The organism is Agrobacterium sp. 5Ca39 (assembly GCF_055382365.1).
In genome coordinates this window covers 2,703,006-2,728,304 of record NZ_AP026436.1, presented here as the reverse complement: position 1 = coordinate 2,728,304, position 25,299 = coordinate 2,703,006, and the positions used below count along the sequence as shown (strand labels likewise).

The 25,299-nt window shown below is 59.1% G+C and carries 23 protein-coding genes; 10 read left to right on the top strand and 13 right to left on the bottom strand.

The window, feature by feature from the left end; genetic code table 11:
• The first annotated feature begins 5 nt into the window (after positions 1 to 5).
• Positions 6 to 992, top strand: coding sequence for a type II secretion system F family protein (locus ACZ47E_RS13305; RefSeq protein ID WP_004439300.1), 987 nt, complete (start codon positions 6 to 8; stop codon positions 990 to 992).
• Between the two features lie 71 nt (positions 993 to 1,063).
• Here ACZ47E_RS13305 and ACZ47E_RS13300 read toward each other — a convergent pair whose 3' ends face one another.
• Positions 1,064 to 1,774: a tetratricopeptide repeat protein gene (locus tag ACZ47E_RS13300; protein WP_174150681.1), complete on the bottom strand. Its 711-nt coding sequence runs from the start codon at positions 1,772 to 1,774 to the stop codon at positions 1,064 to 1,066.
• 256 nt (positions 1,775 to 2,030) lie between these two features.
• Here ACZ47E_RS13300 and ACZ47E_RS13295 point away from each other — a divergent pair, with 256 nt between their 5' ends.
• Positions 2,031 to 3,425 (top strand): leucyl aminopeptidase family protein, encoded by a 1,395-nt coding sequence (locus tag ACZ47E_RS13295; protein WP_072493833.1) that lies wholly within the window; start codon positions 2,031 to 2,033, stop codon positions 3,423 to 3,425.
• Between the two features lie 42 nt (positions 3,426 to 3,467).
• On the opposite strand, the gene pncB is transcribed toward ACZ47E_RS13295, so the two are convergent.
• From pncB to ACZ47E_RS13260, 7 genes are all read right to left on the bottom strand, one after another.
• Positions 3,468 to 4,772, bottom strand: coding sequence for a nicotinate phosphoribosyltransferase (gene pncB, locus ACZ47E_RS13290; RefSeq protein WP_278067153.1), 1,305 nt, complete (start codon positions 4,770 to 4,772; stop codon positions 3,468 to 3,470).
• Positions 4,773 to 4,982: 210 nt separating this feature from the next.
• Positions 4,983 to 5,342 carry a hypothetical protein gene (locus tag ACZ47E_RS13285; RefSeq protein WP_072493832.1) on the bottom strand — a complete coding sequence of 120 codons (360 nt, stop codon included), beginning with the start codon at positions 5,340 to 5,342 and terminating at the stop codon, positions 4,983 to 4,985.
• Between the two features lie 93 nt (positions 5,343 to 5,435).
• Positions 5,436 to 6,287, bottom strand: coding sequence for a C40 family peptidase (locus tag ACZ47E_RS13280; protein WP_278067152.1), 852 nt, complete (start codon positions 6,285 to 6,287; stop codon positions 5,436 to 5,438).
• A gap of 18 nt (positions 6,288 to 6,305) precedes the next feature.
• Positions 6,306 to 6,650: a MarR family transcriptional regulator gene (locus ACZ47E_RS13275; protein ID WP_035206798.1), complete on the bottom strand. Its 345-nt coding sequence runs from the start codon at positions 6,648 to 6,650 to the stop codon at positions 6,306 to 6,308.
• Between the two features lie 360 nt (positions 6,651 to 7,010).
• Complete coding sequence (locus ACZ47E_RS13270) at positions 7,011 to 8,117, bottom strand: DUF475 domain-containing protein (protein WP_004439293.1); 1,107 nt, start codon at positions 8,115 to 8,117, stop codon at positions 7,011 to 7,013.
• A gap of 279 nt (positions 8,118 to 8,396) precedes the next feature.
• The gene (locus ACZ47E_RS13265) at positions 8,397 to 9,314 is read right to left on the bottom strand and encodes a DMT family transporter (RefSeq protein WP_006699764.1); all 918 of its coding nucleotides are present in this window, start codon (positions 9,312 to 9,314) and stop codon (positions 8,397 to 8,399) included.
• A gap of 123 nt (positions 9,315 to 9,437) precedes the next feature.
• Positions 9,438 to 10,319 (bottom strand): LysR family transcriptional regulator, encoded by an 882-nt coding sequence (locus tag ACZ47E_RS13260; protein ID WP_174150588.1) that lies wholly within the window; start codon positions 10,317 to 10,319, stop codon positions 9,438 to 9,440.
• A gap of 105 nt (positions 10,320 to 10,424) precedes the next feature.
• Between ACZ47E_RS13260 and ACZ47E_RS13255 the strand changes: the two genes are divergently transcribed.
• The gene (locus ACZ47E_RS13255) at positions 10,425 to 11,921 is read left to right on the top strand and encodes a CoA-acylating methylmalonate-semialdehyde dehydrogenase (protein ID WP_004439286.1); all 1,497 of its coding nucleotides are present in this window, start codon (positions 10,425 to 10,427) and stop codon (positions 11,919 to 11,921) included.
• Positions 11,922 to 12,011: 90 nt separating this feature from the next.
• Here the strand turns inward: ACZ47E_RS13255 and ACZ47E_RS13250 are convergent, their stop codons facing one another.
• Entirely contained in the window at positions 12,012 to 13,061 is a 1,050-nt protein-coding gene (locus ACZ47E_RS13250; protein ID WP_052114182.1) for a Fe(3+) ABC transporter substrate-binding protein, read from the bottom strand.
• A 173-nt stretch (positions 13,062 to 13,234) separates the two neighbouring features.
• Between ACZ47E_RS13250 and rirA the strand changes: the two genes are divergently transcribed.
• From rirA to ACZ47E_RS13215, 7 genes are all read left to right on the top strand, one after another.
• A complete protein-coding gene (gene rirA / locus ACZ47E_RS13245) occupies positions 13,235 to 13,705 on the top strand; it encodes an iron-responsive transcriptional regulator RirA (RefSeq protein WP_004439283.1) in 471 nt (156 codons plus the stop codon).
• A 171-nt stretch (positions 13,706 to 13,876) separates the two neighbouring features.
• Entirely contained in the window at positions 13,877 to 14,923 is a 1,047-nt protein-coding gene (locus tag ACZ47E_RS13240) for an AbrB family transcriptional regulator (RefSeq protein ID WP_035206796.1), read from the top strand.
• 123 nt (positions 14,924 to 15,046) lie between these two features.
• Positions 15,047 to 15,958, top strand: coding sequence for a glycine betaine ABC transporter substrate-binding protein OsmF (osmF, locus tag ACZ47E_RS13235; RefSeq protein WP_006699768.1), 912 nt, complete (start codon positions 15,047 to 15,049; stop codon positions 15,956 to 15,958).
• Between the two features lie 82 nt (positions 15,959 to 16,040).
• Positions 16,041 to 17,207, top strand: a complete 1,167-nt coding sequence (locus ACZ47E_RS13230) for an ABC transporter permease (protein WP_278067151.1) — start codon at positions 16,041 to 16,043, stop codon at positions 17,205 to 17,207.
• On the top strand, positions 17,204 to 18,142 hold the full coding sequence (locus ACZ47E_RS13225; RefSeq protein ID WP_004439277.1) for an ABC transporter ATP-binding protein: 939 nt from the start codon (positions 17,204 to 17,206) through the stop codon (positions 18,140 to 18,142). Before ACZ47E_RS13230 ends, ACZ47E_RS13225 begins: the two co-directional genes overlap by 4 nt.
• On the top strand, positions 18,139 to 18,879 hold the full coding sequence (locus ACZ47E_RS13220; protein ID WP_278067150.1) for an ABC transporter permease: 741 nt from the start codon (positions 18,139 to 18,141) through the stop codon (positions 18,877 to 18,879). Before ACZ47E_RS13225 ends, ACZ47E_RS13220 begins: the two co-directional genes overlap by 4 nt.
• Positions 18,880 to 18,986: 107 nt before the next feature.
• Positions 18,987 to 19,475 carry a gluconokinase gene (locus ACZ47E_RS13215; RefSeq protein WP_278067487.1) on the top strand — a complete coding sequence of 163 codons (489 nt, stop codon included), beginning with the start codon at positions 18,987 to 18,989 and terminating at the stop codon, positions 19,473 to 19,475.
• Here the strand turns inward: ACZ47E_RS13215 and ACZ47E_RS13210 are convergent.
• The 4 genes from ACZ47E_RS13210 to ACZ47E_RS13195 form a co-directional block, all read right to left on the bottom strand.
• Positions 19,472 to 20,773: an NAD(P)/FAD-dependent oxidoreductase gene (locus tag ACZ47E_RS13210; protein ID WP_278067149.1), complete on the bottom strand. Its 1,302-nt coding sequence runs from the start codon at positions 20,771 to 20,773 to the stop codon at positions 19,472 to 19,474. The two genes, ACZ47E_RS13215 and ACZ47E_RS13210, sit on opposite strands and share 4 nt — an antisense overlap.
• A gap of 1 nt (position 20,774) precedes the next feature.
• The gene (locus ACZ47E_RS13205; protein ID WP_004439273.1) at positions 20,775 to 22,136 is read right to left on the bottom strand and encodes a glutamine synthetase family protein; all 1,362 of its coding nucleotides are present in this window, start codon (positions 22,134 to 22,136) and stop codon (positions 20,775 to 20,777) included.
• Between the two features lie 172 nt (positions 22,137 to 22,308).
• Positions 22,309 to 23,556 carry an NAD(P)/FAD-dependent oxidoreductase gene (locus ACZ47E_RS13200; protein ID WP_278067148.1) on the bottom strand — a complete coding sequence of 416 codons (1,248 nt, stop codon included), beginning with the start codon at positions 23,554 to 23,556 and terminating at the stop codon, positions 22,309 to 22,311.
• Positions 23,557 to 23,656: 100 nt separating this feature from the next.
• Positions 23,657 to 25,297 carry an ABC transporter ATP-binding protein gene (locus ACZ47E_RS13195; RefSeq protein ID WP_037089634.1) on the bottom strand — a complete coding sequence of 547 codons (1,641 nt, stop codon included), beginning with the start codon at positions 25,295 to 25,297 and terminating at the stop codon, positions 23,657 to 23,659.
• Between the last annotated feature and the right edge of the window lie 2 nt (positions 25,298 to 25,299).

Here is a 25,299-nt window from a genome sequence, read left to right as displayed (position 1 = left end):
GCAGAATGAGCGGGAGTTTTCTTTCGAGCCTCACCAATCCGCAAACGATCGTCGCCGTTCTGGTGACGCTGGCGGTTTTCGCCACCCTTTATACGCTCATCATGCCGGTTTTCGAGCGGAAGGATTTTGCCAAACGCATGAAAGCCGTGTCGTCGGAACGCGATCTCATCCGCAGCCGCGAGCGCGAGCGGCTTGCGACCGTTACCAGGGAAGGCAAAACCTCCTTGCGCGGCAACAATAACAAGTCCGCCCGGCGCATCGTGGAGAAATTCAACCTCCAGGAAGCGCTTGCGGACAAGAACACGATGAACAAGCTGCGGGCAGCAGGGCTTCGTTCCCAAAACGCGTTCAACACGTTTCTCGCCGCCCGCTTCATCCTGCCTTTCATTTTTCTGGCCGTAGCCTTCACCTGGATCTTCGTGCTCGGCAATCTCTCCGACAAAGCCTTCATCGTCCGGCTGATGGCTGTGTTGCTGTTCGGCTATATCGGTTTCTATGCTCCCAATATTTATGTGTCGAACCGCATGAACAAACGGCAGGCGTCGATCAAGAAAGCCTGGCCGGATGCGCTCGACCTCATGCTGATCTGCATCGAATCCGGCGTGTCCATGGAGGCCGCGATGCGCCGCGTGGCAGAGGAAATGGGTGAGCAGTCACCCGAACTGGCTGAAGAAATGATGCTGACGACGGCGGAACTGTCGTTCCTGCAAGACCGGCGGGTCGCTCTCGAGAATTTCGGCACGCGAACACAGCTCGAAGCCGTGAAAAGCGTCGTGCAAGCGCTTATTCAGGCGGAACGTTACGGAACGCCGCTCGCTCAGGCGCTGCGCGTTCTCGCACAGGAAGGCCGCGACGAACGCATGAATGAAGCGGAGAAAAAAGCGGCTGCACTGCCGCCGAAGCTGACCGTGCCGATGATTGTATTTTTCCTGCCGGTCCTCATCGCCGTCATTCTAGGCCCTGCCATCATCCGCGTGCTGGACACGTTCTGAAAAACATACCGCCCGAATTTCGCGGCGACGCGTCAAGTTCCGGATATAAGGACGCGGCATCGCGCGAAGCATCAGCCCGCCGGCTTTCCGTCTTTTTTTGCGAGCTGCTGCCAGGAATTTTGCTGGGACAGCATTGCCCGCAGATAAGTCAGGTTTGCCTGAGCCTGCTGCGGCGAGAGTTCCTGTACCGCAATGCGCTCTGCTTCGGCGAAGCGACCCTGGAGGCCGACAACGAGCGCGAGGTTCTGGCGAACGCGGCTGTCGGCGCCAGGCTGGGCGATGGCCGATTGCAGGTAGGTTTCGGCAGTGCGCGGATCGCTCGATAGCACATAGGACATGCCGAGATTTGAAAGCACGCTCGGATCGTTCGGCTTCAGGTCAAGCGCCTGCCGATAGCGGGAGCGGGCTTCGCTCGAACGTCCAAGCTGGTCAAGCACCGCGCCTTCGGCCGAGTAGAGGCGCCAATCGGGTCGATCGGGTGTCTGCGCCCGCTGAATGGTTGAAAGCGCCTGCTCCAGCTGTCCCGCGGCCGCCTGTGCCTTGCCATACGCGGCAAGCACGTCGCGGTCGGCGGGATTGGCGATGGCTATCTGCTGCATGACTGCAAGAGCCTGCGTGTTCTTGCCCGTCATCATCAAGACGCTGGCATAATTCATGCCCACCGGTTTGTCCTTGGGATTGCGTTCATAGGCTTTGCCGGCGGTTTCTTCCGCCTGGCGAAGCTGGTCCATGTTCATGTGATCATAGGAGCGCGCGGCGGCGGGAATGGAGCCGGTAGACATCCGGTCCGGTTTGTTGGTGCTTGCACATCCAGAAACCGCAAGAACCAATGCTGCAAAACACGCGCCCCGCAGCAACCCTGTCCGGCCTGTCTCAGCCAAAGAAAAAGCAGTCATGGCAGCGCCCTCGCCCAAGAATGATCAATCTTGCGCCCGACAAACGACAGACTCACATGACGCAACTTTCGCTTAAGCAATAATCTGTTAACCCTAACAGAGCGTTAATCGCACCGATTCTCGACATTTACGGAAGCATATAATGGCGCCCTATCAGTTCATCGAACGCCCGACCCCTTTCAGCTCAAAGGCAGGCAGTACACTGCCGGTTTTCGCAGTCACGCCCGCCCACATCGAGCAGGGCGCCATTGACCCCGTCGCTCTGGACTGGGCAAAGAAAGCAGGGTTCAAGGCGGAAGCCGGTGCCATCCTGCTCGTTCCCTCTGCCGATGGTTCGCTCGGCGGCGTGCTTCTCGGCCTTGGCGGCAATCCCTCTGAAATACCGTTCATCACCGGCAAACTCGCCCGCGAACTGCCTGAAGGCGAGTGGCACATCGAGACCGCACCACTGACGGCCAATCGCCTCGCTCTCGGTTTCGGCCTCGGCAGCTACCGCTTCGACAAATACAAGACCACCAAAACCAGCGGGGCCAAGCTGCTCATTCCACAGGATGCCGAAGACGGCGAGATCAAGCGCATTCTCGCGGGCGTCTTTCTCGCGCGCGATCTCATCAATGTGCCTGCCAACGACATGGGACCGGATGAGCTGGAGATCGCTTTCCGGGCCCTTGCCGCCCATTACAAGGCGAAGGTGAAGGTGACCACCGGCGACGACCTGCTGAAGGAAAACTTCCCCCTCATCCACGCCGTCGGCCGCGCCAGCGAAAGCGCACCACGCCTTCTGGAAATGAACTGGGGTAAAAAGGGTAATCCGCGTCTGACGCTTGTTGGCAAGGGCGTGTGCTTCGACACCGGCGGTCTCGATATAAAACCCGCAGCGTCCATGGCCCTGATGAAGAAGGACATGGGCGGCGCCGCCAATGTCCTTGGCCTGGCTCTGATGATCATGGACGCGAAGCTGCCGGTCGACCTGCGCGTCCTCGTGCCCGCGGTCGAAAACTCCATCTCTTCCAACGCCTTCCGTCCCGGCGACATTTACCGGAGCCGCAAGGGGCTGACGGTGCAGATCGACAATACCGATGCGGAAGGCCGCCTCGTTCTGGCGGACGCTCTGGCCTATGCCGATGAGGACGCGCCAGACCTGATGATCGACATGGCAACATTGACCGGCGCCGCCCGCGTCGCGCTCGGTCCCGATCTGCCGCCCTTCTACACCGACGACGACGATCTGGCCCACGACATCGCTGAAGCCAGCATCGATACCGACGATCCGCTGTGGCGCATGCCGCTCTATATGGGATACGACAAGGACATTCGCTCGCGCGCGGCCGATATTACCAATGCGCCTTCCGGCGGCATGGGCGGATCGATCACCGCCGCGCTGTTTCTCAAGCGTTTCGTGACCAACACCCGGCGCTGGGCGCATTTCGATATTTACGGCTGGTCGCTGAGTGAAAGGCACCACTCATCGATCGGTGGAGAAGCGCAGGGTATTCGCGCCCTCTTCCATTATATCGCACATCAGTTCACGAAATAGCGGCTTTAGGGGTGCTTCGTCGACCGGAGCGCCCCGCTTTGATCAAACCAGAACCTTCTGTTCCTTGTGATCTTCCTGGCCGAAGAATTTCAGGTAACGCTTCACTTCGGCCGGTTCACCGGTTGCTTTTTGCGGATTGTCCGAGAGTTTCACAGCCGGCCGGCCATTGGCGTCGCTGACCTTGCAGACGATGGAGATCGGCTTGAGGCTGGCGATGGTTTTTGGCGCGCAGCCAGCAAAATCATTTGTGAGGTTGGTGCCCCAGCCGAAGCTCATGCGAACGCGGCCTTCGAAATGCCTGTAAGTGTCGATGATGGCATCGACATCGAGGCCATCGGAGAAGATCAGCATCTTCTTGCGCGGGTCGCGACCCATCTTCTGCCACCACTCGATGATCTTCTCGCCACCCTCGATCGGCGGTGCGCTGTCCGGGCGGAAACCCGTCCAGTCAGCCACCCATTCCGGCGCATTGCGCAGAAACGCCGCCGTGCCGAAGGCGTCGGGCAGAACAATCAGCAGGTTGCCACCATAAAGCCGGTTCCAGTCCTTCAGAACCTGATAGGGCGCGGCAGCCAGCTCCTCATCCGTCTGCGCCAGCGCCGCGACCACCATCGGCAGTTCATGCGCGTTGGTCCCGACGGCTTCAAGGTCCGAATCCATGGCGAGCAGCACGTTGCTCGTACCGGTAAAGGCCGGCCCGATGCCTTCCTTCAACGCCTCGACGCACCAGCGCTGCCACAGAAAGCTATGGCGGCGGCGGGTGCCGAAATCGGAAATGCGCAGGCCCGGCAGTTCCCGCAGCCGCTCAACCTTCTCCCACATCTTGGCCTTTGCGCGGGCATAGAGAACATCCAGCGTGAAATAACCGAGCGAGCGCATGGCGCTACGCGAACGCAACTCGTTGATGATGGCGAGCGCCGGGATTTCCCAGAGCGTCGTATCCATCCAGCGGCCGTGGAAATTCAGCTCGTACTGCCCGTCGCGCTTGAAAAGCTCATATTCCGGCAGCTGATAGCTTGATAGCCAGGAGAGAAATTCCGGCTCGAAAATCTGCGAGCGGCCGTAAAACGTGTTACCCGCAAGCCAGATATTCTCTTTTTTGGAAAGACGCAGAGTACGCGCATGATCGAGCTGTTCGCGCAGCTCCATCTCGTCGATCTCCTCGGCCAGCCGCACCGTCTTGGTGCGGTTGATCAGTGAAAACGTCGCGTCGACTTCCGGATAAAGCTTCCAGATCATCTGCAACATCAACAGCTTGTAGAAATCCGTATCGATCAGGCTGCGGACGATCGGGTCAAGTTTCCAGGTATGATTGTGGACACGGGTGGCTATATCGGTCTTCGTCATACTTGCATTCCCCAGTATCGGCCAAAGGTCAGAATAGCCGATGTCAATCCGCACCCTGGCAGGTATCAACCCGTCATGCGGAAGATTTATCTGAAAAAGCGACAACAAGTCCAGAGCACCGGCCCGGCAAATGCCTCACCAGGCCGCCCGCGCGTTGATTTCCCGGCAACCTCATTATCGTTTTCAGCCAGGGGCTACGGGCACGCCGCGTCAGAAAGTCGGATCAACGGGATTGATGCCGGGGTACCAATCCTTGGAAACGGGGTTACGTCCGCCAAAGCTGGAAATACCGTTTTCATCGGTGCAGCGGTAACCCTGGACGGGAAGTCCGCGACTGCCGAAGACGGTCCGGTAGGGCCCACGTGAATATCCGGTGCTTCCCAGTTCGCTATGGCAGTTATAACGGACCTTGGGTTGGAGCGTTCGAGGGTCTTTTACACCGGGCAGGTTGGCATAGGCGTCGGGTGCCGGGGCAAAACCGTTCTGGAACACCGTCTGGGCCTCTGCCGAAGTGCTCAATAAGACCGCCGCGAGGATCGCTGCCAATCGTGCCGCCGTTCTTGTCTTCATGAGTGTCCGTCCCGTACCATTATTGACAGCATGTAGGCCGGCGACGGCTGTCGCACAAAGGGCAAGACGGGAACAATTTCGTGAAGCGCTCCCTCAGTCCTCCAGGCGACGGAACGCCGTCGGCTTTTCATAAAGCCAACCGATGCGCTCAATGGCTGCAGCGAGATTTTCGCGCGCGACATTCATGGTATGGCCGTTGGCGTGCAGCAGCGTTTCCTCATTTTCCATCAGCCCGACATGGCCTTTCCAGAAAACCAGATCGCCGCGCCGCAACTCGTCCCGCTCTATTTCCACACCGAGCGATTTCACCTGCATGTCGGTATCGCGCAGCACCCGCCGGCCCGCCATCGCCATGGAAAGCTGTACGAGGCCTGAACAATCGATACCAAAGCCGGAGCGACCGCCCCACAGATAGGGGGTTTCGATGAAGCGCAACGCCACCGCGACATAGTCGTCGTCAGCGGCAGCATCGACGGTCCGGCAGTGGGCGGCAATGACGCCTTCGCCATTTTCGGTCATGAGATACCGGGTGCCACGGGTCTCCTCTTCACCGACGATCCGGATCAAGCTGCCCATGGACAGCGCCGCCACCGGTGGCTTGCGCAGTTCGGCCGAAGGATAAACAAAGGTACGGGGAGCAACGATACGGTGAGTGGCCGCGACGACATCACCAATGGCCGTTTCCGGCACGTAACCCGCATAACCATCCGCATCCGCCTGCACCCAGGCCCAGCCGTTCGCCCTGTCGAAAACGCGCAGGGTCTCGCCGAACAGCAGTTCAGTATCGATACCGGCGACAAGGTCCGGCGTGGGCCGCAGGCCGATGACAGGTACCACGACCTGTGCGGGAGATCCGCGGACGAAACGATCGGCCTGCACCGCCCCTTGCAGTTTTTCGTCGGCGAGATCGGAGCGGAAGACATTCAGGCGGCGGTCGAGCATCATGGGGTTCACGTCCAGAGGTTAGATATTACGGGCCTGATCAATAATCAGATCGCCGAATTTTTCCAGATAAAGCGCACCTGCGACGGTGCGCTTTATCACGACATTGCGCCTGTCCCGCTCATCCCGGGCCCGGTCAACCAGCCCTAGCGCGCCGAGACTGTCGAGCGCGCGGGTGATGACCGGCTTGGTCACGCCCAGCAGGCCGGCGAGGCCGCGCACGGTATGCGGCGGCGGCACAAGATAAATCTGCAGCAGGATGGCTGTCTGACGCAAGGTCAAATCGGGCGCGTCGGCCGTGACCTGCGCCATCGAGACGCGATGCCAGAGCCCGAGGGCGGCCGTGGGCGAAAGTTCTGCAGGCAAGCCGATAAACCTTCCAGTCGTTGTCCTATCGTTTTCATGCAACAGCGCGAAAAACTCAAGAACCATCCCCACAAACAGAACCGCCGCACGGCGCAGATCCGAAAGATCGCGCGGCGCGGCGGTACTTGTTGACCCATTTTTAGGCCATATGTCCCCTCTGGACTTGCAAGATGAGATGCAGAAATCGTGCCAGTTTTGCTGCGCCGCACAAGTATATTTTAAATCAGGGACTTAATGGATAAATGACGCGCGCGGCGAAGGCGTTTGCAAGGCGTAAATGGCGATAAAAAGAGGCAAGAACGAATTCAATGCTTAAAAACTGTCTCCCGCCGTGACGGCGGAAGACAGGGGTATTGTGGATCAAATCTCTGCGCCGCGTGCGGCATCGACTGCATCGGCATTTTGCTGCCGATTATAGCGGATCGACGACCAGAGCGAGATACCGATCAGGGTTGCGCCGCCAAGGCCCGTGATGACTTCAGGTATATGCACCATGGTCTGCACATACATGATGACCGACAGGATCAGGATCGCATAAAAGGCGCCGTGCTCCAGATAGCGATATTCGGCGAGCGTTCCTTTCTCGACCAGCATGATCGTCATCGAGCGCACGTACATGGCGCCGATGCCGAGGCCGATGGCGATGATGAACAGGTTCTGCGTCAGCGCAAAGGCACCGATCACGCCATCGAAGGAGAAGCTGGCGTCAAGCACTTCGAGATAAAGAAACGCACCGAAACCGCCCTTTGCTGCGCCTTCCAGCATTTCCTGGCTACGATCGAGAATGCCGCCGACAACTTCTACCAGCAGGAAGGTCAAGAGACCCCAGATCGCCGAATGGAAGAACGTGTTGGCCGCGACCGGACCGAGTTCCGGGTTGTCGCTGGCGCCGATGATGCGCGAGAAGATCAGCATGACAACAAGCACGAAGGCGATCTCGATGCCCTTGACGGAAGAATAGGTCGCAGCCTTTTCCTCGATCCAGCGCACCCAATGCACGTCCTTTTCATGGTCAAAGAAGAAGTTGAGACCGACCATCATCAGGAAGGTGCCGCCGAAAGCCGCAATCGGCAGATGGGCGTCCTGCATGATTTCCGCATAACGTTCCGGCTGGGTTGCCGCCATGACGATGGCCGTCCAGGGACCGACATTGGCGGCGACGACAACGATCAGCAGCGGGAAGACGATACGCATGCCGAAAACGGCAATGAGAATGCCCCATGTCAGGAAGCGGTGCTGCCAGACCGGCGTCATGTCCTTCAGCTTGTTCGCGTTGACGATGGCGTTATCGAAAGAAAGCGAGATTTCCAGCACCGCCAGAACGACGCAGATGAAGAAGATCGTCGCGGTACCGCCAACCGTACCGGTCATTTCCCAGCCAAGATAGCCGCCGAGGATGAGACCGACGATGGTGACGATAAAAGCCCACTTGAAGTAGGAGAGCGTGGTTTTCTGGGCAGCGCTCATGTCCGGTCACCGTTCATTACGAGGACGGTTGCAGACCGACGCGGGGCGTCAGGCCGCACGCAGAAAGCACGCGCGCGAAGCACATTCAGGTTTTTCATAGTTTTTAATCCGCCGGCGAATTTTGCAGGCGGTACCGACATCACGAGAGCGCCGTAAAACTCTCGCCAGAGGGGCCCGGCACCTTTGTTTCCTCTGCCCTTGCGAGACAAATCATCGCAGGGCCCCTTCTTACTCCCTGAAGATCACGCCTTCGTCAAGTCCCGTGATCGCAACCAGAGATCAAACCTGCTCTGCGGCCAGATCTTCGGCGGTTTCGCGACGGCGTTTGAGCGTATTTTCGCGAAAGAAGATGTAAAGGCCCGAAAGAACAATCAGGCCCGCGCCGACCACGATACTTGTCTGGGGCACATCGCCGAAGAACAGCCATCCAAAAATGACCGCCCAGAGCAGCAGCGTATATTGCAGCGGCGCAACCGTTGCAGCATCGGCAAGTTTGAGCGCCCGGTTGACCAGCACATGCGCCGCCATGGCGACGACGCCGAGCAGGCCGAGGAAGGCAAGATCAAAACCGGATTGCACCGGCAGCCATCCCGATGGCGTGACGAGCACGGCGACAATGCCCGCAAGCGCAGCGCCGATGATCTGCCAGAAGGCGAGCACCGTGTCGGGCGTATTGCGCAGCTGGCGGCCGGACAACATCATGAATGCAAAGGCAGCGCTGCCGAGGATAGAAAAGAGTGCAGCGGAGGTGAGGCTTGCCGAGCTCGGCTTGAGCGCGATGAGAACGCCGACAAAACCGATGCCAATGGCCGTCCATCTACGCCAGCCGACCTTTTCTCCGAGCAGAAACGGGGAAAGCGCCGCCACGTAAATCGGCGCCGCGAGCCAATAGGTCATGACGTCCGCCAGGGGCAGCGCCGCGACCGCGAAATAGAAACAGAAAAGCTCGGCCGTGGAGAAAAAGACGCGCGCCGCCTGAAGGCCGGGCCGCTCGATTTTCACGAGGCCGGAGAGGCCGGCTCTCCAGACGATCGGAACAAGGATGACCAGCGCCGCGGCGCTTCGGATAAGGATCACCTGGCCCTGGCTGTAGGTCGATACGAGCCATTTTCCCATGGCGTCGTTCAACGCAAACAGCAGCATTCCAAGCAGCATCACGGCCACGCCGAGGCCCGTCGGCGAAAGCTTTTTTATCATAGTCGACATGTCAGTTCCGATCTCCCAATGGTTGCATTGGTCGTCCAACCAGCCGTCCTTTGTCAAGTCCACAACGGACGGGTTTGCACAATTAATAGTACTATTACGCCGGAGCTTCGGATATCAGATGAAGATGCGTCGTTCTTCGGCCACGAGTTCCTGGAGAAAATTGACCACCGTGCGGACACGGACCAACTGGCGAGCGGATTCGTGATAAGCCGTCCAATAGGACCGGCTGATGGTGAGATGCGGGATGATCCGTATAAGTTCGGGATATTGGCCCGCGATGTAATTGTGCAGGATGCCGATCCCTGCACCGGATCGTACTGCCTCCGTCTGGCCGGTAGCGCTTGAGATTTCAAAGGCGGCGTCCCACTCACGCATGATTTCGCCTGTGAAGTTCAGCGAAGGCGAAAAGATCAGGTCCTCCACGTAACCGATCCGCCGGTGGCGTTTCAGTGCCTCGACATCATCAGGCGTTCCGTAGTCAGCCAGATAATTCGCCGAGGCATAGAGGCCGAGTGAATAATCGGTGAGCTTGGAAAACATCAGCCTGCCCTGTTCCGGCCTTTCGATAGTGATGGCGATATCAGCCTCACGTTGCGACAGCGAAAAGGAACGCGGCACCGGAACGAGCTGGATTTTCAGATCTGGATAACGCGCCGTCAGTCTGCCAAGCCTTGGCGCGAGGAAGGATACGCCGAGGCCGTCCGGCGCGCCGATGCGCACCGTTCCCGCAACCGCCGTATCGACGCGACCGAGATTAGCCTGGGCATTCAGCATTTCAGTTTCCATGCGCTCCGCACTCGCAAGAAGCCGCTGACCCTCCTCCGTCAGTTCGCAGCCATTGGTGCTGCGCAGGAAGAGCTGGGTACCGATGGCGGCTTCCAGCGCGGAAACCCGGCGGCTGAGAGTGGCGTGGTTCACACCGAGCTTTCTGGCCGCGGAAAGAAACTGGCCGCTTCGCGCCACGCTCAGGAACAAACGTACATCATCCCAGTTCATGCCACGTTCCTTGTGTCTATTTTTGCACAATTGATGCTTATTTCAGGCGATTGATTTGTGCAAATCGAAAGGCAATGCTGCGCCATCACATTCTGGAGGAACACCATGAAGGAAATCGGTCATTTCATTAATGGCAAACATGTGCCGGGCACCAGCGGCCGCACATCGAATGTCTACAATCCGGCCACGGGCGAAGTTCAGGCTACGGTCGCGCTTGCCAGCGACGCCGAACTGCGCGCGGCTGTCGAAAGCGCCAAGGCGGCACAGCCGAAATGGGCTGCGACCAATCCGCAGCGTCGTGCCCGCGTTTTCTTCAAGTTCGTCGAACTTCTGAACCGAGACATGAACGAGTTGGCGGTGCTGCTCTCCAGCGAGCACGGCAAGACCGTCGAAGATTCCAAGGGCGATATCGTCCGCGGACTTGAAGTCTGCGAATTCGTCTGCGGCATTCCGCATCTGCAGAAGGGTGAGTTCACCGAAGGCGCGGGCCCGGCCATCGACATGTATTCGATCCGCCAGCCGGTCGGCATCGGCGCAGGCATCACCCCGTTCAACTTCCCCGGCATGATCCCGATGTGGATGTTCGCCCCGGCGATCGCCTGCGGCAACGCCTTCATCCTCAAGCCTTCCGAGCGCGACCCGTCGCTGCCGATCCGCCTCGCGGAACTGATGATCGAAGCCGGTCTTCCGGCCGGCATCCTGAACGTCGTCAACGGCGACAAGGGTGCCGTCGACGCCATCCTCACCGATCCCGATATCGGCGCGGTTTCCTTCGTCGGCTCGACGCCGATCGCCCGTTACGTCTATGGCACCGCTGCCATGAACGGCAAGCGCGCGCAGTGCTTCGGCGGCGCGAAGAACCACATGATCATCATGCCGGACGCCGATCTCGATCAGGCCGTGAACGCGCTGATGGGCGCCGGTTACGGTTCGGCCGGCGAGCGCTGCATGGCTGTTTCCGTTGCAGTTCCTGTCGGAGAAGAGACGGCAAACCGTCTCGTTGAAAAGCTCATTCCGCAAATCGAGGCACTGAAGATCGGTCCTTACACCGACGACAAGGCCGATATGGGCCCGCTCGTCACCAAGGAAGCCCAGACGCGCGTCAAGGGCCTGATCGACAGCGGCGTGGAACAGGGCGCAAAGCTCCTGGTCGACGGCCGCGACTTCAAGCTGCAGGGCTATGAAGACGGCTATTTTGTCGGCGGCTGCCTGTTCGACCACGTCACCCCTGACATGGACATCTACAAGACGGAAATCTTCGGACCGGTTCTGTCGGTCGTTCGTGCCAAGAACTACGAAGAGGCGCTGGAACTGCCGATGAAGCATGAATATGGCAACGGCGTCGCCATCTTCACCCGTGACGGCGATGCAGCCCGCGATTTCGCAAGCCGCGTCAATATCGGCATGATCGGCATCAACGTTCCGATCCCGGTTCCGCTCGCCTACCATTCCTTCGGCGGCTGGAAGGCTTCGAGCTTCGGCGACCTCAACCAGCACGGCACGGATTCGATCAAGTTCTGGACGAAGACCAAGACCATCACCTCGCGCTGGCCGTCTGGCATCAAGTCGGGTGCCGAATTCGTCATGCCGACGATGAAATAAGCCGCAAGCAGGCAATACAAAAAAGCCCCGCTGTTTTGCAGCGGGGCTTTTTTGACTGGAATTCATCCGTCCTGGAAGCAGGGCCTGAGATCAGTTGGTCGGGCCGTCATTAAAGCCCACTTCGTCCACCAGTTCGGATGCCTGCTTGCGATGGGCGGCGATGTCCGTCAGCGGCAACCTGTCCGGATTGATGGGGCCGAAGCCCTTCACCACATCCGACGGCTCGGCGCCGGGCAGCACCGGATATTCGAAGACCTGCCTGGCGTAGATTTCCTGTGCCTCGCGCGATGCCAGGAACTCCATGAGTTTCAGGGCATTGTCCTTGTTGGGGGCGTATTTCGTCAGGGCCATGCCGGAAATATTCACATGCGTGCCACGGTCGCCCGCATTGGGAAAGATGACCCGCACGGAACCCGCCCATTCCTTTTCTTCCGGCTCGCGGTCATTTGTCAGCATCAGGCCGACATAATAGGTGTTGCCAAGGGCAATATCACACTCGCCGGAAAAGATTGATTTCGCCTGGCTGCGGTCGGTTCCATCAGGTTTGCGGGCAAGGTTGTTCTTCAGGCCGGCAAGCCAGGTGCGGGTATAATCGACACCATGATGTGCAATCATTGAGGCGATCAGCGCAATATTATAGGAATGCTGGCCGTCGCGAATGCAGATCCTGCCCTTCCATTTCGGATCCGCCAGTTCCTCATAGGTGATATCCTTCTGGCTCACCCGCTCCTTCGAGGCATAGACAACCCGGCCGCGTGTCGTCAGGCCGAACCATTCGCCCTCGGGATCACGCAGATTGGCGGGGATATCCTTTTCGATGACGGGATCGTTGAGAACAGGCTGCGTGACACCGCCCTCCTTGGCCTCGACCAGACGGGCGATATCGACCGTCAACAGCACATCGGCCGGCGAATTGACGCCTTCTGCCTGGATGCGTTCCACCAGTCCCTTGTCGAGAAAAAGAACATTCGTCTCTATTCCCGTTTCCTTGGTAAAGGCGTCGAGCAGCGGCTGGATCAATTCAGGCTGGCGATAGGAATAGACATTAACCTCTCCCTCTGCCCAGGCTTTGGGTGCGCAGGAAAGGATCATCATCCCTGAAAAAACGGCAGCGGAAAAATATGATTTCAAGCTTGCCATTGTGAATGCCTCCATTACATTCCGATTCTTGACTTGTTTGTTCATGAATCATGAAGGCGGTCAACAAGGCTGTTTGAGAAATCTCGGATGGATGCCAGTTTTTTCGGTTTCTGGAATTGTTCTAAACTGAAAAAGAGACTATATAACTCCACATTGAGAGTTAGGAGACCAGCATGCGCTTGACCAAACAGACCAACTATGCCGTGCGCATGTTGATGTACTGCGCCGCAAATGAAGGCCATCTGAGCCGCATTCCGGAGATTGCCAAGGCCTATGGCGTTTCCGAGCTGTTCCTGTTCAAGATCCTCCAGCCGCTCAACAAGGCCGGCCTGGTGGAAACAGTTCGCGGCCGCAATGGCGGCGTGCGGCTTGGCAAGCCTGCCGAAAAGATCAGCCTGTTCGATGTGGTCAGGGTCACCGAAGACAGCTTCGCCATGGCGGAATGTTTCGAGGACGGCGCCGTCGAATGTCCTCTTGTTGACAGCTGCGGCCTGAACTCTGCGCTGCGCAAGGCGCTCAACGCCTTCTTCGACGTGCTGGCCGAATATTCGATCGACGATCTCGTCAAGGCTCGGCCGCAGATCAACTTTCTGCTTGGCCTCGACACCACGATGCCGAAGGTCGCTGCCCTTCCGGCTGCATGATCGTCTTATTGCTTCCCTGGCGATTACACCATAGCCCGTGCCCATGAGGTCACGGGCTTTTCTTTAAGGAAGCCGCGCGAGACAGAATATTTTTGATCCCGCGTGTTGACCTCGCGAACGGAAGCGGCGCATTTGGTCGCGAGCTTTTTCAAGCAACCAATCAGCGTCGCAATGATCATCAAGCCTGAATTCCATACATTTGCGCTTACCGCGCTCATCGGCAGTATAGGTGCGCTGCTCGCCAGCCTCATCGATATCCCGGCACCCTTTCTATCCGGCCCGGCACTTGCGGTGACGATCTCTGGACTGGCAGGCCTCAGGCTTGGCATTCCCGCCTTCATCCGCAATGCCTGTTTCGTCGTTGTCGGCATTTCGATGGGAACGAGCGTGACGCCCTCCGTGATAGACGCTGCGAAGACCTGGCCGGTGAGCTTTGTCGTCGTCCTCGTCGCTGTCGTCATCATGCTCTATGTCGCTTACTGGATACTGCATTACGGTTTCGGCTACGACCGGACCACGGCAATGCTCGGCGCTTCCCCCGGCCACCTTAGCTATATCATCAGCCTCGGGGCCGAGACGAAAAGCGACCTCGCAACCGTCAGCATCGTGCAAAGCGTCAGGGTACTTGCGCTCACTCTTTCCGTACCGCTGATCGTGGAATATTTCGATCTTGTCAGCACCGAACCGCTCCTCACCAAACCCCCGATGGATCTCCTCACCTTGGGACTGACCATCGTCGCTTCCCTGCTGACCGGCTGGCTTTTCCTGCGCTGGAAGTTTCCTGCTGCCCTGCTGCTCGGCGGCGTCGCGATCTCCATTGGCACGCATATTACCGGCCTCACTGAAGGCGGCGTCCCGACCTGGCTCAGCCTTCCAGTGTATGTGCTGATCGGCTGCCTGATCGGGACACGGTTTTCGAATGTCTCGCTGATGGAGGTGCGCAAGGGCTTTGTAGCGGGCTTTGTCGTCACCATCGCCGTCATGGTGATCGCCGGCAGTATTGCCTGGATGATTTCCCACGTGACCGGCGTTCCGCTCAATGCGGTAATGATCGCCTATTCACCGGGTGGCCTCGAAACGATGGCTGCGATGGCGGTCATGATGCACGCAGATACCGCCTATGTCGGCTCGCATCACGTCATCAGGCTTCTGTTCCTGTCGGTTCTTATGCCGCTCGTCATGGGAAAGGATGCCCGAAAACGAGACGGCGAAACCTGACATCTGCCGGAAAAATGCTGGCAGCATTGCAACCTTTTTCTCTCCGGCACGTTCAGGCTTAGCCGCAATTGCGGGCGGCGACCTTTCGCCTGTTCGGCAGGCTGACCCATCGGAGGACCATTCATGAACCGCTTGATGACGTTGACGGGCGCCGGACTTGCGCTTGCCTTTTCTGTTTCGATCGCTCAGGCGCAAGTGGTCGTGTCGTCGAAAATCGACACGGAGGGTGGCGTTCTCGGCAACATCATTCTCGCCGTTCTCAGCAAGAACAATATCGAGACGACGGATCGCATTCAGCTCGGCGCAACGCCAGTCGTCAGAAAGGCGATTACCGCGGGCGAGATCGACATCTACCCCGAATATACCGGCAACGCCGCCTTCTTTTTCTCCAAGGCGGATGACCCTCTCTGGAAGGACGCTGCCAAGGCCTACCAGGAAGCAAAGACGCTCGACTATGACGCCAACAAGATCGTCTGGCTGACGCCCTCCCCGGCCAACAATACCTGGGCAATCGCGCTGCGAAAGGATGTTGCGGACAAAAACAAGCTGAAGACGCTCTCCGATTTCGGCAAATATGTTGCCGACGGTGGTGAAGTGGTTCTTGCCGCTTCTTCCGAGTTCGTCAACTCGGCTGCTGCCCTGCCGGCGTTTCAGACCACTTACGGCTTCACCATGAAGCCGGACCAGTTGATCACGCTGTCCGGCGGCGATACGGCCGCTACCATCGCAGCCGCAGCCAACCAGACCAACAACGCCAATGCCGCCATGGTCTACGGCACGGATGGCGGCATCGCCCCGTCCGGTCTCGTGGTGCTGGAGGACGACAAACACGTGCAGCCTGTCTATCAGCCGGCGCCCATCATTCGCGAAGAAGTCCTGAAAAAGCATCCGAATATCGAGGAACTTTTGAAACCCGTGTTTGAAAAGCTCGATCTGGCGACCCTGCAGGAGCTTAACGCCCGTGTCCAGGTGGGCGGCGAGCAGGCAAAAACCGTCGCGCTCGACTTCCTGACCAAGAACGGCTTCGTCAAGTAATAGTCTGTGGTTCCGGGCGACGGGTCGGGAAAAATTCGTTCTTCCGGCCTTCGCCTGATCGATGAGACAGGGGAGCGGGATTTTGACGAAATGGCCTGACAAGGTGGGGGTGGTGATTTCATGCCTGCTTCTCTATGCGCTTCTCGTGGCGCCCTTCATGACATTCCGTGCGAACCGGATCGTTCAGGGTGAGACACGAACGGTTTTCGAAGCCCTCCCGGCTTCGGCTGCCGCCATTATCACCACCGTCGTTCTTCTTGCCGCTTTCATCGCGTTCTTTCGCTTTTCCGCCCGCCTCAAGCTCACGATTGCGCTGGTCGGGCTTGCGGTACTGGCGGTTTTCGTCGGTCAGGCTGCTTCTTTCCTGACACCGGAGGGCAATAGTTTTGCACGCGTCTCGCCTGCCAGCGGTTTCTGGCTGATTTTTGCCGGGCTTGCTCTGCTTGCTACGGATTGTATAGCCCGTCTCAGGCCCAGGCCCGTCGTTCGGATTTTGCTGTTGCTGCTGGCGATGGCTGCACTTGCGGCCGTGCTGACAAGCGGTCTCTGGAACGATCTCTCGATCATCAGGGAATATACCGGGAGAGCCGACACATTCTGGACCGAGGCACTGCGGCACGTGCAGCTCGCCATCGGCTCGCTCTTTGCGGCGACGCTCGTGGGCATTCCGCTCGGCCTCCTCTGCTACAAGGTGGAGCGGCTGCGGGCGGGCGTGCTGAACACCCTCAACATCGTCCAGACCATACCCTCCATCGCTCTTTTCGGTTTGCTGATCGCGCCGCTTGGATGGATCGCAGCGACGGTGCCGGGCGCGGCAAAGATCGGCATCGCCGGCATAGGCATGGCGCCCGCCTTCGTGGCGCTATTTCTCTATTCGCTGCTACCGGTGGTTTCCAACACGGTGGTTGGCCTTTCCGGCGTTTCGCGAGCAGTCCGGGAGGCGGCGCGCGGACTCGGCATGACTTCCACGCAAAGCCTGCTGCGGGTGGAGTTTCCGCTGGCCATTCCGGTCATCCTCACCGGCATCCGCATCGTGCTGGTGCAGAATATCGGGCTCGCGACGATCGCAGCGCTGATTGGCGGCGGTGGTTTTGGCGTTTTCGTCTTCCAGGGCATCGGGCAGACGGCGATGGACCTCGTGCTGCTGGGTACCGTGCCGACCGTTTTCCTCGGCTTTGCGGCTGCAATCATGCTTGACGCCCTCATCGACAGCAATCTCTTCAGCGCAGGCGGAAGGCAAAAGGCATGATCGAGATCGACACCATCACGAAGCGATATGGCGATACGACCGTTGTGGACCAGGTGTCACTAACGGTCGCGCCGCGCACCGTCACCGTCATCGTCGGCACGTCGGGGTCGGGAAAAACCACCCTGCTGCGCATGATAAACCGGCTGGTGGAGCCAACTTCCGGCGCAATCCGAATAGACGGAAAAGATGCCAGCGCGATACCCGGATTCAGGCTTCGCCGCCAGATAGGCTATGCCATTCAGGGCCATGGCCTGTTTCCGCATCGAACGGTGGCGGAGAATATCGCGACCGTGCCGCAGCTGATCGGCTGGGACCGCAAACGCATCGCTGCGAAGATCGATGCGCTGATGCATCTCTTCCAGCTCGAACCTGCGCTTTATGCCGAGCGTTTCCCGCATGAACTTTCCGGAGGCCAGCAGCAGCGTGTCGGCGTGGCGCGGGCGCTGGCCGCTGAACCGAACATTCTCCTCATGGACGAGCCATTCGGCGCTCTCGATCCGGTTATCCGCGCCAAGGCGCAGAAAGACCTCATCGATATACAGAAGAAGCTTGGCGTGACCATTGTTCTCGTCACGCACGACATGGACGAGGCTTTTCATCTGGCTGATCGTATCGCAGTCATGGACAAGGGACGTATCGTGCAGGACTGTCCGCCGGCAGAACTGGTGCTGAAACCCGCGAATGACTTCGTGCGCACCATGATCGGGGAAAACGAACGCGCGCTGAAACTGCTCTCGGTCCTCTCGGTTGCCGATGTCGTGGAGCCGGGAAGCGCCGAGGGCGAGCCGCTAAGCGAACATACAAGCCAGCGCGACGCGCTTTCGGCCATGTTATGGGCGGGCCGCGATGTCCTGCCAGTGATAAAAGACAGCGGACAGCCCGCGGGCCTGGTGCGGCGTGACGTTCTCCTCCAGCGCGCCGCCGGAAACCGATGAGAAAAGCCGCTTCTTTCTTCGCCCTGGGATTTCTGGTGCTGGCGCTGATGGCGTTTCTTGCCTCGCCCCAGAGCTTCTCGCCCCTGTTCAGCCCCCTTGTGCAGGCCAATGCGCCAGCCATCTACACGCAGGCCAATCTGCTTTCCCTCACCCTTTCGCATCTCGCCACTGTCGCTATCGCAACGGGGCTTGCCGCCATGATGGCGGGTGCGCTCGCCATTCTCGTAACCCGGCCCTCCGGAAGGGATTTCCTTCCGCTCTCCCGCAGCATCGTCAATATCGGCCAGACCTTTCCCCCTGTAGCGGTTCTGGCGCTCGCGGTGCCGATAATCGGTTTTGGCGAAAAACCCACTCTGATCGCGCTGTTTCTTTATGCCCTGCTGCCCGTCTTCGAAAATACGCTGACCGGACTTACCACCCTTCCGCCAGCAGTGGTGGATGCCGCAAAAGGCAGCGGCATGACCGGCTGGCAACGGCTCGTAAAAGTGGAGCTGCCGCTCGCCCTGCCGGCCATCCTCGCCGGGATCCGACTTTCGGCGGTCATCAGCCTTTCCACCGCCACCATCGGCTCAACGGTTGCCGCAAGGACGCTTGGGGAAGTTATCATCGCCGGCCTGCAATCCAACAATCTCGCTTTCATCCTTCAGGGCGGGCTTATCGTTGCGGCACTGGCGATCCTGATCCACACCGGCTTTTCCGCCCTGGAAAGGACCGCGGCCCGCAGAACCGGGCAATGAACAGGACATGCGTCACATTTTATATTCCCGGCGTTCGCCGCACATGGTAGGGGCAAACCGTCGAAACAGAAATTTCAGAGGTTCGGGTGACACAGGCAATCGTCGTGATGGGAGTGAGCGGTTCTGGCAAGTCCACGGTCGCGGAAGGTCTGGCGGAAAAACTGGGCATTGCCTTTATTGAGGGCGATAAACTCCACCCCAAATCCAATGTCGAAAAGATGTCAGAGGGTATTCCTCTTACTGATGAAGACCGCTGGCCCTGGCTCGATCTCGTCGGCGCGGAACTTCGCAAAGGCAGCGAAAGCAACGGTGTCGTCGTTTCCTGCTCGGCGCTCAAGAAAATCTATCGCGACCGCCTCCGCCGGGCCACAGGCGGCCCGCTGGCGTTCGTCTATCTGGATGGCAGCCTGGAACTGCTTAGCCGGCGGATGGGCGAGCGCAAGGGCCATTTCATGCCGCTCTCGCTGCTTCAGACCCAGCTTGCCACGCTGGAAGTACCAACGGGAGAACCCGGCGTCGTGGCTGTCAGCATCGATACGACCCCGGAAGAGATCGTTTCGAACGCGCTTTCCGCTTTGAAAACGGTCGTGTTTTAAAGCCCGAGCCTGTCTCTCAGGCCATACCACCAGGCGCCAAGTACGGTCAGCGGAACGCGGAACGTCTTGCCACCCGGGAAGGGATAGTTCGGCAAGGAGCTCCAGATATCGAAACGTTCGGCGTGGCCTGCAACGGCCTCGCCCAATATCTTGCCGAGCAGATGCGTGGTCGTTACCCCGTGACCGCTGTCGCCATGGGAAAAGTAGATATTGTCCGACAGTTTGCCCATGTGCGGAATACGCGTCAGGGTCAAGGCGAAGTTGCCGCTCCAGGCATACTCAATCTTTATCTTTTCCAGCTGCGGGAAGGTCTTCAGCATGTTCGGGCGGATCACGCCTGTCAGGTCGGCCGGATCGCTGCCGCCATAACCGATACCGCCGCCGTAAAGCAGACGGTTGTCCGAGGTGCGACGGTAATAATCGAGAATGTAATTGGCATCTTCGACGCAGTAATTGGCGGGCAGAAGCGCCTCGATCAGATCGGCATTAAGGGGCTCCGTTGCCATGACCTGGCTCGAGACCGGCATCATCCGTTCGCCGATTTCCGGCAGCAATTTGCCGAGATAAGCATTGCCGCAAACGAGAACATATTTCGCCCTCACGCTGCCCGTTGCCGTCCGCACGACGGGGTTTTCCCCCTGCTCTACCGCAATGACCCGCGAATTTTCGAATATCCGAGCGCCCAGGCTTTCGGCAGCCGCCGCCTCGCCCTGCACGAGATTAAGAGGATGGATATGGCCGCCGAAACGATCGATCATGCCACCGGCGTAACGATCGGTCTTCACGTAGCGGCCGACATCCGCTCCGGAGACCATTTCCAGGCCGCCATGACCATGTTTTTCCCAATGGGCCTTGTGTGCCTCCATTTCGCGAATCTGTTTTGACGTGAAGGCGGCGAAGAAACCGCCGCCGACCAGATCGCAGTCGATGGCATATTTGGCGATGCGGTTGCGGATGATCGCGCCGCCTTCAAGCGACATCTCCCCAAGCTTCACCGCCTTGTCATGCCCGTAGCGGCCGGCGATGGTTTCGAGATCCCGGCTGTAACCGTTGACGATCTGCCCGCCGTTGCGCCCCGACGCGCCGAAGCCGACCCGCACGCCTTCCAGCACAATGACCGCGTAGCCACGTTCACTGAGTTCAAGGGCGGCGGAAATGCCGGTGAAACCGCCGCCGATCACGCAGACATCGGCTTCCAGCGCGCCCTCAAGCGTCGGGCGCACGGTTTTGACATTAGCGGAGGCCGCATACCATGACGATGTGTGGCCGGGATTGGGAATGTTGGTGACCTCAGCCATTTCACACCGTCCTGATATAGGCGTCATATTCGACGTCGGTTACACGCAGGGAGAATTCGGAAAGCTCCTGCTGTTTGCAGGCGGAAAACAGCGTACGGTATTTTTGGCCAAGCGTCGCATAGGCGAAGCTGGACCGCGTGAAGCGTTGCAGCGCATAGTCCCAGTTGGTGGGCAGCGGCTCATGGTTGATCGCGTGACTGTCGCCGGAAATCGCGCCGCCGGGCTGGCGCTTCTCCTTCATGCCGGCGAGCGCGGCGCTCAGTATCATCGCGAGAACCAGATAGGGGTTGGTGTCGGCGCCGGCGACGCGGTGTTCGATACGCGTCGCCGCCTTGCTGGCAACAATGACGCGCACCGCTGCTGAGCGGTTATCGATACCCCAGGAGGCGTAGGTCGGCGCATGTTCGCTCGGTGTGAGACGGCGATAGGAATTGGCATGAGGTGCAAAGATCGCCATGCTCTCTCCCATGTTTTCAAGGAGGCCTCCGACCGAATGCAGCAGCGCATCCGAAGGGCCGTTTTCTCCCGCGTAGATATTCCTGCCATCCCTGTCGAGAACGGAGAAATGCACATGCATGCCATTGCCTGCCTGCAGCCCATAGGGCTTGGCCATGAAGGTGGCGTCGAGGTCATGCCGACGCGCCACTCCTTTAACGATACGCTTCAGAAAAACGGCAAAATCGGCAGCCTGCAACGCGTCAGGCACGTGATTGAGGTTGATCTCATATTGGCCGGGACCGTTTTCCCGCAGCGTCGTATCGGCAAGCACGCCCTGCGCGCGGCACGCTGTCGCGATGTCGTGGAAAACATCTTCGAAATCCTGCAACTCTGAAATCGACAGGACCTGCGTCTGGCCCGTATGCCACCGGCCCTCGCGGCTGTGCGGCGGACGCACGGGATCGAGCGCCGAACGAACGGGATCGATCAGGTAAAACTCGAGTTCAGTGGCCACGACAGGGGTCAAACCCGCTTTTTTATAAGCATTGAGAACCTGCGCCAGAACATGGCGCGGATCGCCGTAAAAACCGGTTCCATCCGGATTCTTCATCGCGAGCAAAACCTGCGCCGTCGGCCGGCCGAGCCATGTCACCCGCGACAGTGTGCCGGGAACGGGAAAGCAGAAGCCGTCCGGATCACCCGTGCCCTCCGCGAGGCCCGCAGCGTGGACATCACGGCCCCAGATATCCAGCGCATAAACGGAACGGGGAATGGCCATCCCCTTTTCAAGCACGTCGATTGCCCGTTCGCGCGGAATCCATTTGCCGCGCGGCACGCCGTTGGCATCTATGACAAAGGCTTCGAGTATTTCGATATCGGGGTTATCGACGAAAAATTTCTTTGCGTTTTCAATATCATCCATCATGCACCAGCAAGCCGTTTTCATCTCTGATCATGCGCAGCAATCTTCGCTAGCGAAAATCATCCTGCTGCTGATAGATGAGAAACCTCGCCACCATGATGACGTCTGCCCCTTTTCCCCTTTGCATGGGACCATGTTACGTGGCCCGCTCACAGAAGGCCAGCGGATTTCGTTCTCAGGGATTGAACCTTCCCGGGCGATACGCGTCAATTGCGATAACAGGCGTTTCGCCCAGCATCGTTTCAGCCAGAACACGACCGGTAATGGGCCCGAGCGTCAGCCCGTGATGGGCGTGGCCGAAGGCAAACCATAAAGTCCGGTGACGTGGCGCCTTGCCGATTATGGGCATCATATCCGGCGTGCAGGGCCGGGCACCCATCCACGGTTCCGCATCCAGCCGGCCGCCAAGAGGAAAGACGGTCCGCGCCACCCGCTCCGCCCGTTCAATCTGCACGGGCGATTTCGGCGCATCGCGTTCGGCAAATTCCGCCCCCGTCGTCAGCCGGATACCTTTTCGCATCGGCGCAAGGAAATATCCCCGCTCGGCATCGATCAGCCAGTTATTGAGCTTAGTGCCTTCCTGCGGCGCGTAATGCATGTGATAACCGCGCTTCACGCCGAGCGGAAAACGGTAGCCCAGTCGCTCGGTGACGGTATCCGCCCAGGGGCCTAACGCCACGACGGCATGTTCGGCCTCGACTGCGCCGGTTTCGGTGCGCACCGTCCAACCGCTTGCCGTCTGACTGAGGGTGGACGCATCGCCCCTTGACACGCGTCCACCGAGGCTCTCGAACAGCCGGACATAAGCGAGCGTCAGCGCATGCGGATCGAGCACCGACCAGGGATCGTTCCATTTCAGGCCGCCGACGAAATCATGGCTCAGATGCGGTTCGGCAGCGGCAAGTTCCTCAGCGTCGAGTTTCGTATGGGAAATGCCATGGTCTCGCGCCAGACGTTCGGCAAAGGCAAAATCAGCGTCCCGCCTTGCGGTTGTCCGGTAGGCTTCCATCCAGCCATTCTTGACGATCAGGTCACCGGCTTTGGCCTCCTCGATCAGGATGTTGTGCTCGGATACCGAATGCTCGATCAGCGGTGCATAGGCCCGGGCAATTGCCGCATGGCGCGCGGCTGCGGAATTATACCAGTAGCGGCCCAGAAAAGGCGCGATCTTGGGCAGAGCTGAGAGATGATAACGGGCATCGATGCTGTTATTCAGGGAATAGCGCAGCAGCAGGGCAAGATCCTGCGGAAAGGCATAGGGCACCACACCTTCTCTCTGGATCAACCCGGCATTGCCGAAAGAGGTTTCCTCACCCGGTCCGCGCCGGTCGACCAGCACCACCGACCTGCCCCTGCGGGCCAGCTGCAAGGCGGTGGAAACCCCAATGATCCCCGCCCCCAAAACGATCACATCCGCTGCCATGGCAATCAATCCGTCTCTGCGTCACATACCCAGCAACATGGGTCGGCATTTTTCGCGAAGCAACAGAAAAATCATTGCCTTAACAGAAACACCACGCGGCCTACTGGCTAATCGCCTTCGTTTTCACGGCCTCGATGTGGAAGGCAGCCGCCAGGAGCGCCCGGGTATAGTCCTGCTGTGGACTGGCGAAGATTTCCGCCGCCGGGCCGCTCTCCACCACCTTGCCGTGACGCATGACGATCAGGTCGTTGGCAAGTGCCTTCACCACCTTCAGGTCGTGGCTGATGAAGAGATAAGCGAGCTCATGCTTTGCCTGGAGATCACGCAAGAGATCGACCACCTGCGCCTGCACACTCATGTCGAGTGCCGATGTCGGCTCGTCCAGCATGACAAAACGGGGTTTAAGCACCATGGCACGGGCAATGGCGATGCGCTGGCGCTGGCCGCCGGAAAATTCATGCGGATATCGCCAGCGGGTGGCCGGATCGAGACCGACCTCTTCCAGCGCGGTGGCGACGCGCGTATCGCGTTCGTCGGCAGACAGCGACCGCTCATGCACCTTCAAGCCCTCGGCGACGATCTCACCCACCGACATGCGCGGGCTGAGTGAACCATAGGGGTCCTGAAACACGACCTGCAGCCGGTTCCTGAGCGGCTTCATCATCTCATAGGAATAGTGGTCGATCGACTGGCCGATGAAGCTGATACGTCCTTCAGATGCGATCAACCTGGAGAGCGCGAGACCAAGGGTTGTCTTTCCGGACCCGGATTCCCCGACCACACCCACCGTCTGGCCGGCACGCAGCGTGATATCGATACCGTCCACCGCCTTCACATGGTCGACAACGCGACGCATCAGCCCCGCCTTGATGGGAAACCAGACCTTGATATCGTCGCCCTGCATGACCACAGGCTTACTGCTGTCGGAAACCGGTGGCTCGCCCTTGGGCTCCGCCGCCAGCAGGTGGCGTGTATAGGCATGCTGCGGATCGTTGAAAACCTGTTCGACGGTCCCGGTTTCTACGATCTTCCCCTTCGTCATGACGCAGACGCGGTCGGCAAATTTACGGACGATGCCGAGGTCATGGGTGATGAACAGCATGGACATGCCGTGTTGCTTTTTCAGATCACCGAGGAGTTCAAGAATCTGGGCCTGAACCGTCACGTCCAACGCCGTCGTCGGCTCGTCGGCAATCAGCAGTTTCGGCCGGTTTGCCAGCGCCATGGCGATCATCACACGCTGTCGCTGGCCGCCGGACAATTCGTGCGGATAGGCTTTCAGGCGTTTTTCCGGTTCACGGATACCGACCTGGCGCAGAAGCTCCAGTGTGCGTTCACGCGCCTCGCTCCCCGTGATTGCCTGATGCAGCTCAAGAATCTCTCCGATCTGACGCTCGATGGTGTGAAGCGGATTGAGCGAGGTCATCGGCTCCTGGAAGATCATGGTGATATCGTTGCCGCGCACCGCACGTAGCGAGCGCTCCGGCAATGTCAGCATGTCCTTGCCATCGAACAGGATTTTGCCCGAGGGGTGGCTTGCTGCCGGATAGGGCAGCAGTTTCAAGATGGAATTGGCTGTCACCGACTTGCCAGAGCCGGATTCGCCGACAAGGGCAACGACTTCGCCCGGCATCAGGTCAAAGGAGACGTGATCGACCGCAACACTTGTCGCGCCGCCCTGGTGGAAGGCGACAGAGAGATCACGAACGGAGAGCAGCGGCTGGATATTTGTTTCCGTCATGG

Coding starts and splice junctions, on each gene's coding strand:
- ACZ47E_RS13240 (WP_035206796.1), top strand. CDS start 13,877: ATGATCATCAAGCCTGAATTCCATACATTTGCGCTTACCGCGCTCATC.
- ACZ47E_RS13210 (WP_278067149.1), bottom strand. CDS start 20,773: ATGGCTGAGGTCACCAACATTCCCAATCCCGGCCACACATCGTCATGG.
- ACZ47E_RS13220 (WP_278067150.1), top strand. CDS start 18,139: ATGAGAAAAGCCGCTTCTTTCTTCGCCCTGGGATTTCTGGTGCTGGCG.
- pncB (WP_278067153.1), bottom strand. CDS start 4,772: ATGACGAAGACCGATATAGCCACCCGTGTCCACAATCATACCTGGAAA.
- ACZ47E_RS13285 (WP_072493832.1), bottom strand. CDS start 5,342: ATGAAGACAAGAACGGCGGCACGATTGGCAGCGATCCTCGCGGCGGTC.
- ACZ47E_RS13205 (WP_004439273.1), bottom strand. CDS start 22,136: ATGATGGATGATATTGAAAACGCAAAGAAATTTTTCGTCGATAACCCC.
- osmF (WP_006699768.1), top strand. CDS start 15,047: ATGAACCGCTTGATGACGTTGACGGGCGCCGGACTTGCGCTTGCCTTT.
- ACZ47E_RS13255 (WP_004439286.1), top strand. CDS start 10,425: ATGAAGGAAATCGGTCATTTCATTAATGGCAAACATGTGCCGGGCACC.
- ACZ47E_RS13215 (WP_278067487.1), top strand. CDS start 18,987: ATGGGAGTGAGCGGTTCTGGCAAGTCCACGGTCGCGGAAGGTCTGGCG.
- ACZ47E_RS13305 (WP_004439300.1), top strand. CDS start 6: ATGAGCGGGAGTTTTCTTTCGAGCCTCACCAATCCGCAAACGATCGTC.
- ACZ47E_RS13300 (WP_174150681.1), bottom strand. CDS start 1,774: ATGTCTACCGGCTCCATTCCCGCCGCCGCGCGCTCCTATGATCACATG.
- ACZ47E_RS13225 (WP_004439277.1), top strand. CDS start 17,204: ATGATCGAGATCGACACCATCACGAAGCGATATGGCGATACGACCGTT.
- ACZ47E_RS13260 (WP_174150588.1), bottom strand. CDS start 10,319: ATGAACTGGGATGATGTACGTTTGTTCCTGAGCGTGGCGCGAAGCGGC.
- ACZ47E_RS13195 (WP_037089634.1), bottom strand. CDS start 25,297: ATGACGGAAACAAATATCCAGCCGCTGCTCTCCGTTCGTGATCTCTCT.
- ACZ47E_RS13295 (WP_072493833.1), top strand. CDS start 2,031: ATGGCGCCCTATCAGTTCATCGAACGCCCGACCCCTTTCAGCTCAAAG.
- ACZ47E_RS13200 (WP_278067148.1), bottom strand. CDS start 23,556: ATGGCAGCGGATGTGATCGTTTTGGGGGCGGGGATCATTGGGGTTTCC.
- rirA (WP_004439283.1), top strand. CDS start 13,235: ATGCGCTTGACCAAACAGACCAACTATGCCGTGCGCATGTTGATGTAC.
- ACZ47E_RS13265 (WP_006699764.1), bottom strand. CDS start 9,314: ATGATAAAAAAGCTTTCGCCGACGGGCCTCGGCGTGGCCGTGATGCTG.
- ACZ47E_RS13280 (WP_278067152.1), bottom strand. CDS start 6,287: ATGATGCTCGACCGCCGCCTGAATGTCTTCCGCTCCGATCTCGCCGAC.
- ACZ47E_RS13270 (WP_004439293.1), bottom strand. CDS start 8,117: ATGAGCGCTGCCCAGAAAACCACGCTCTCCTACTTCAAGTGGGCTTTT.
- ACZ47E_RS13250 (WP_052114182.1), bottom strand. CDS start 13,061: ATGGCAAGCTTGAAATCATATTTTTCCGCTGCCGTTTTTTCAGGGATG.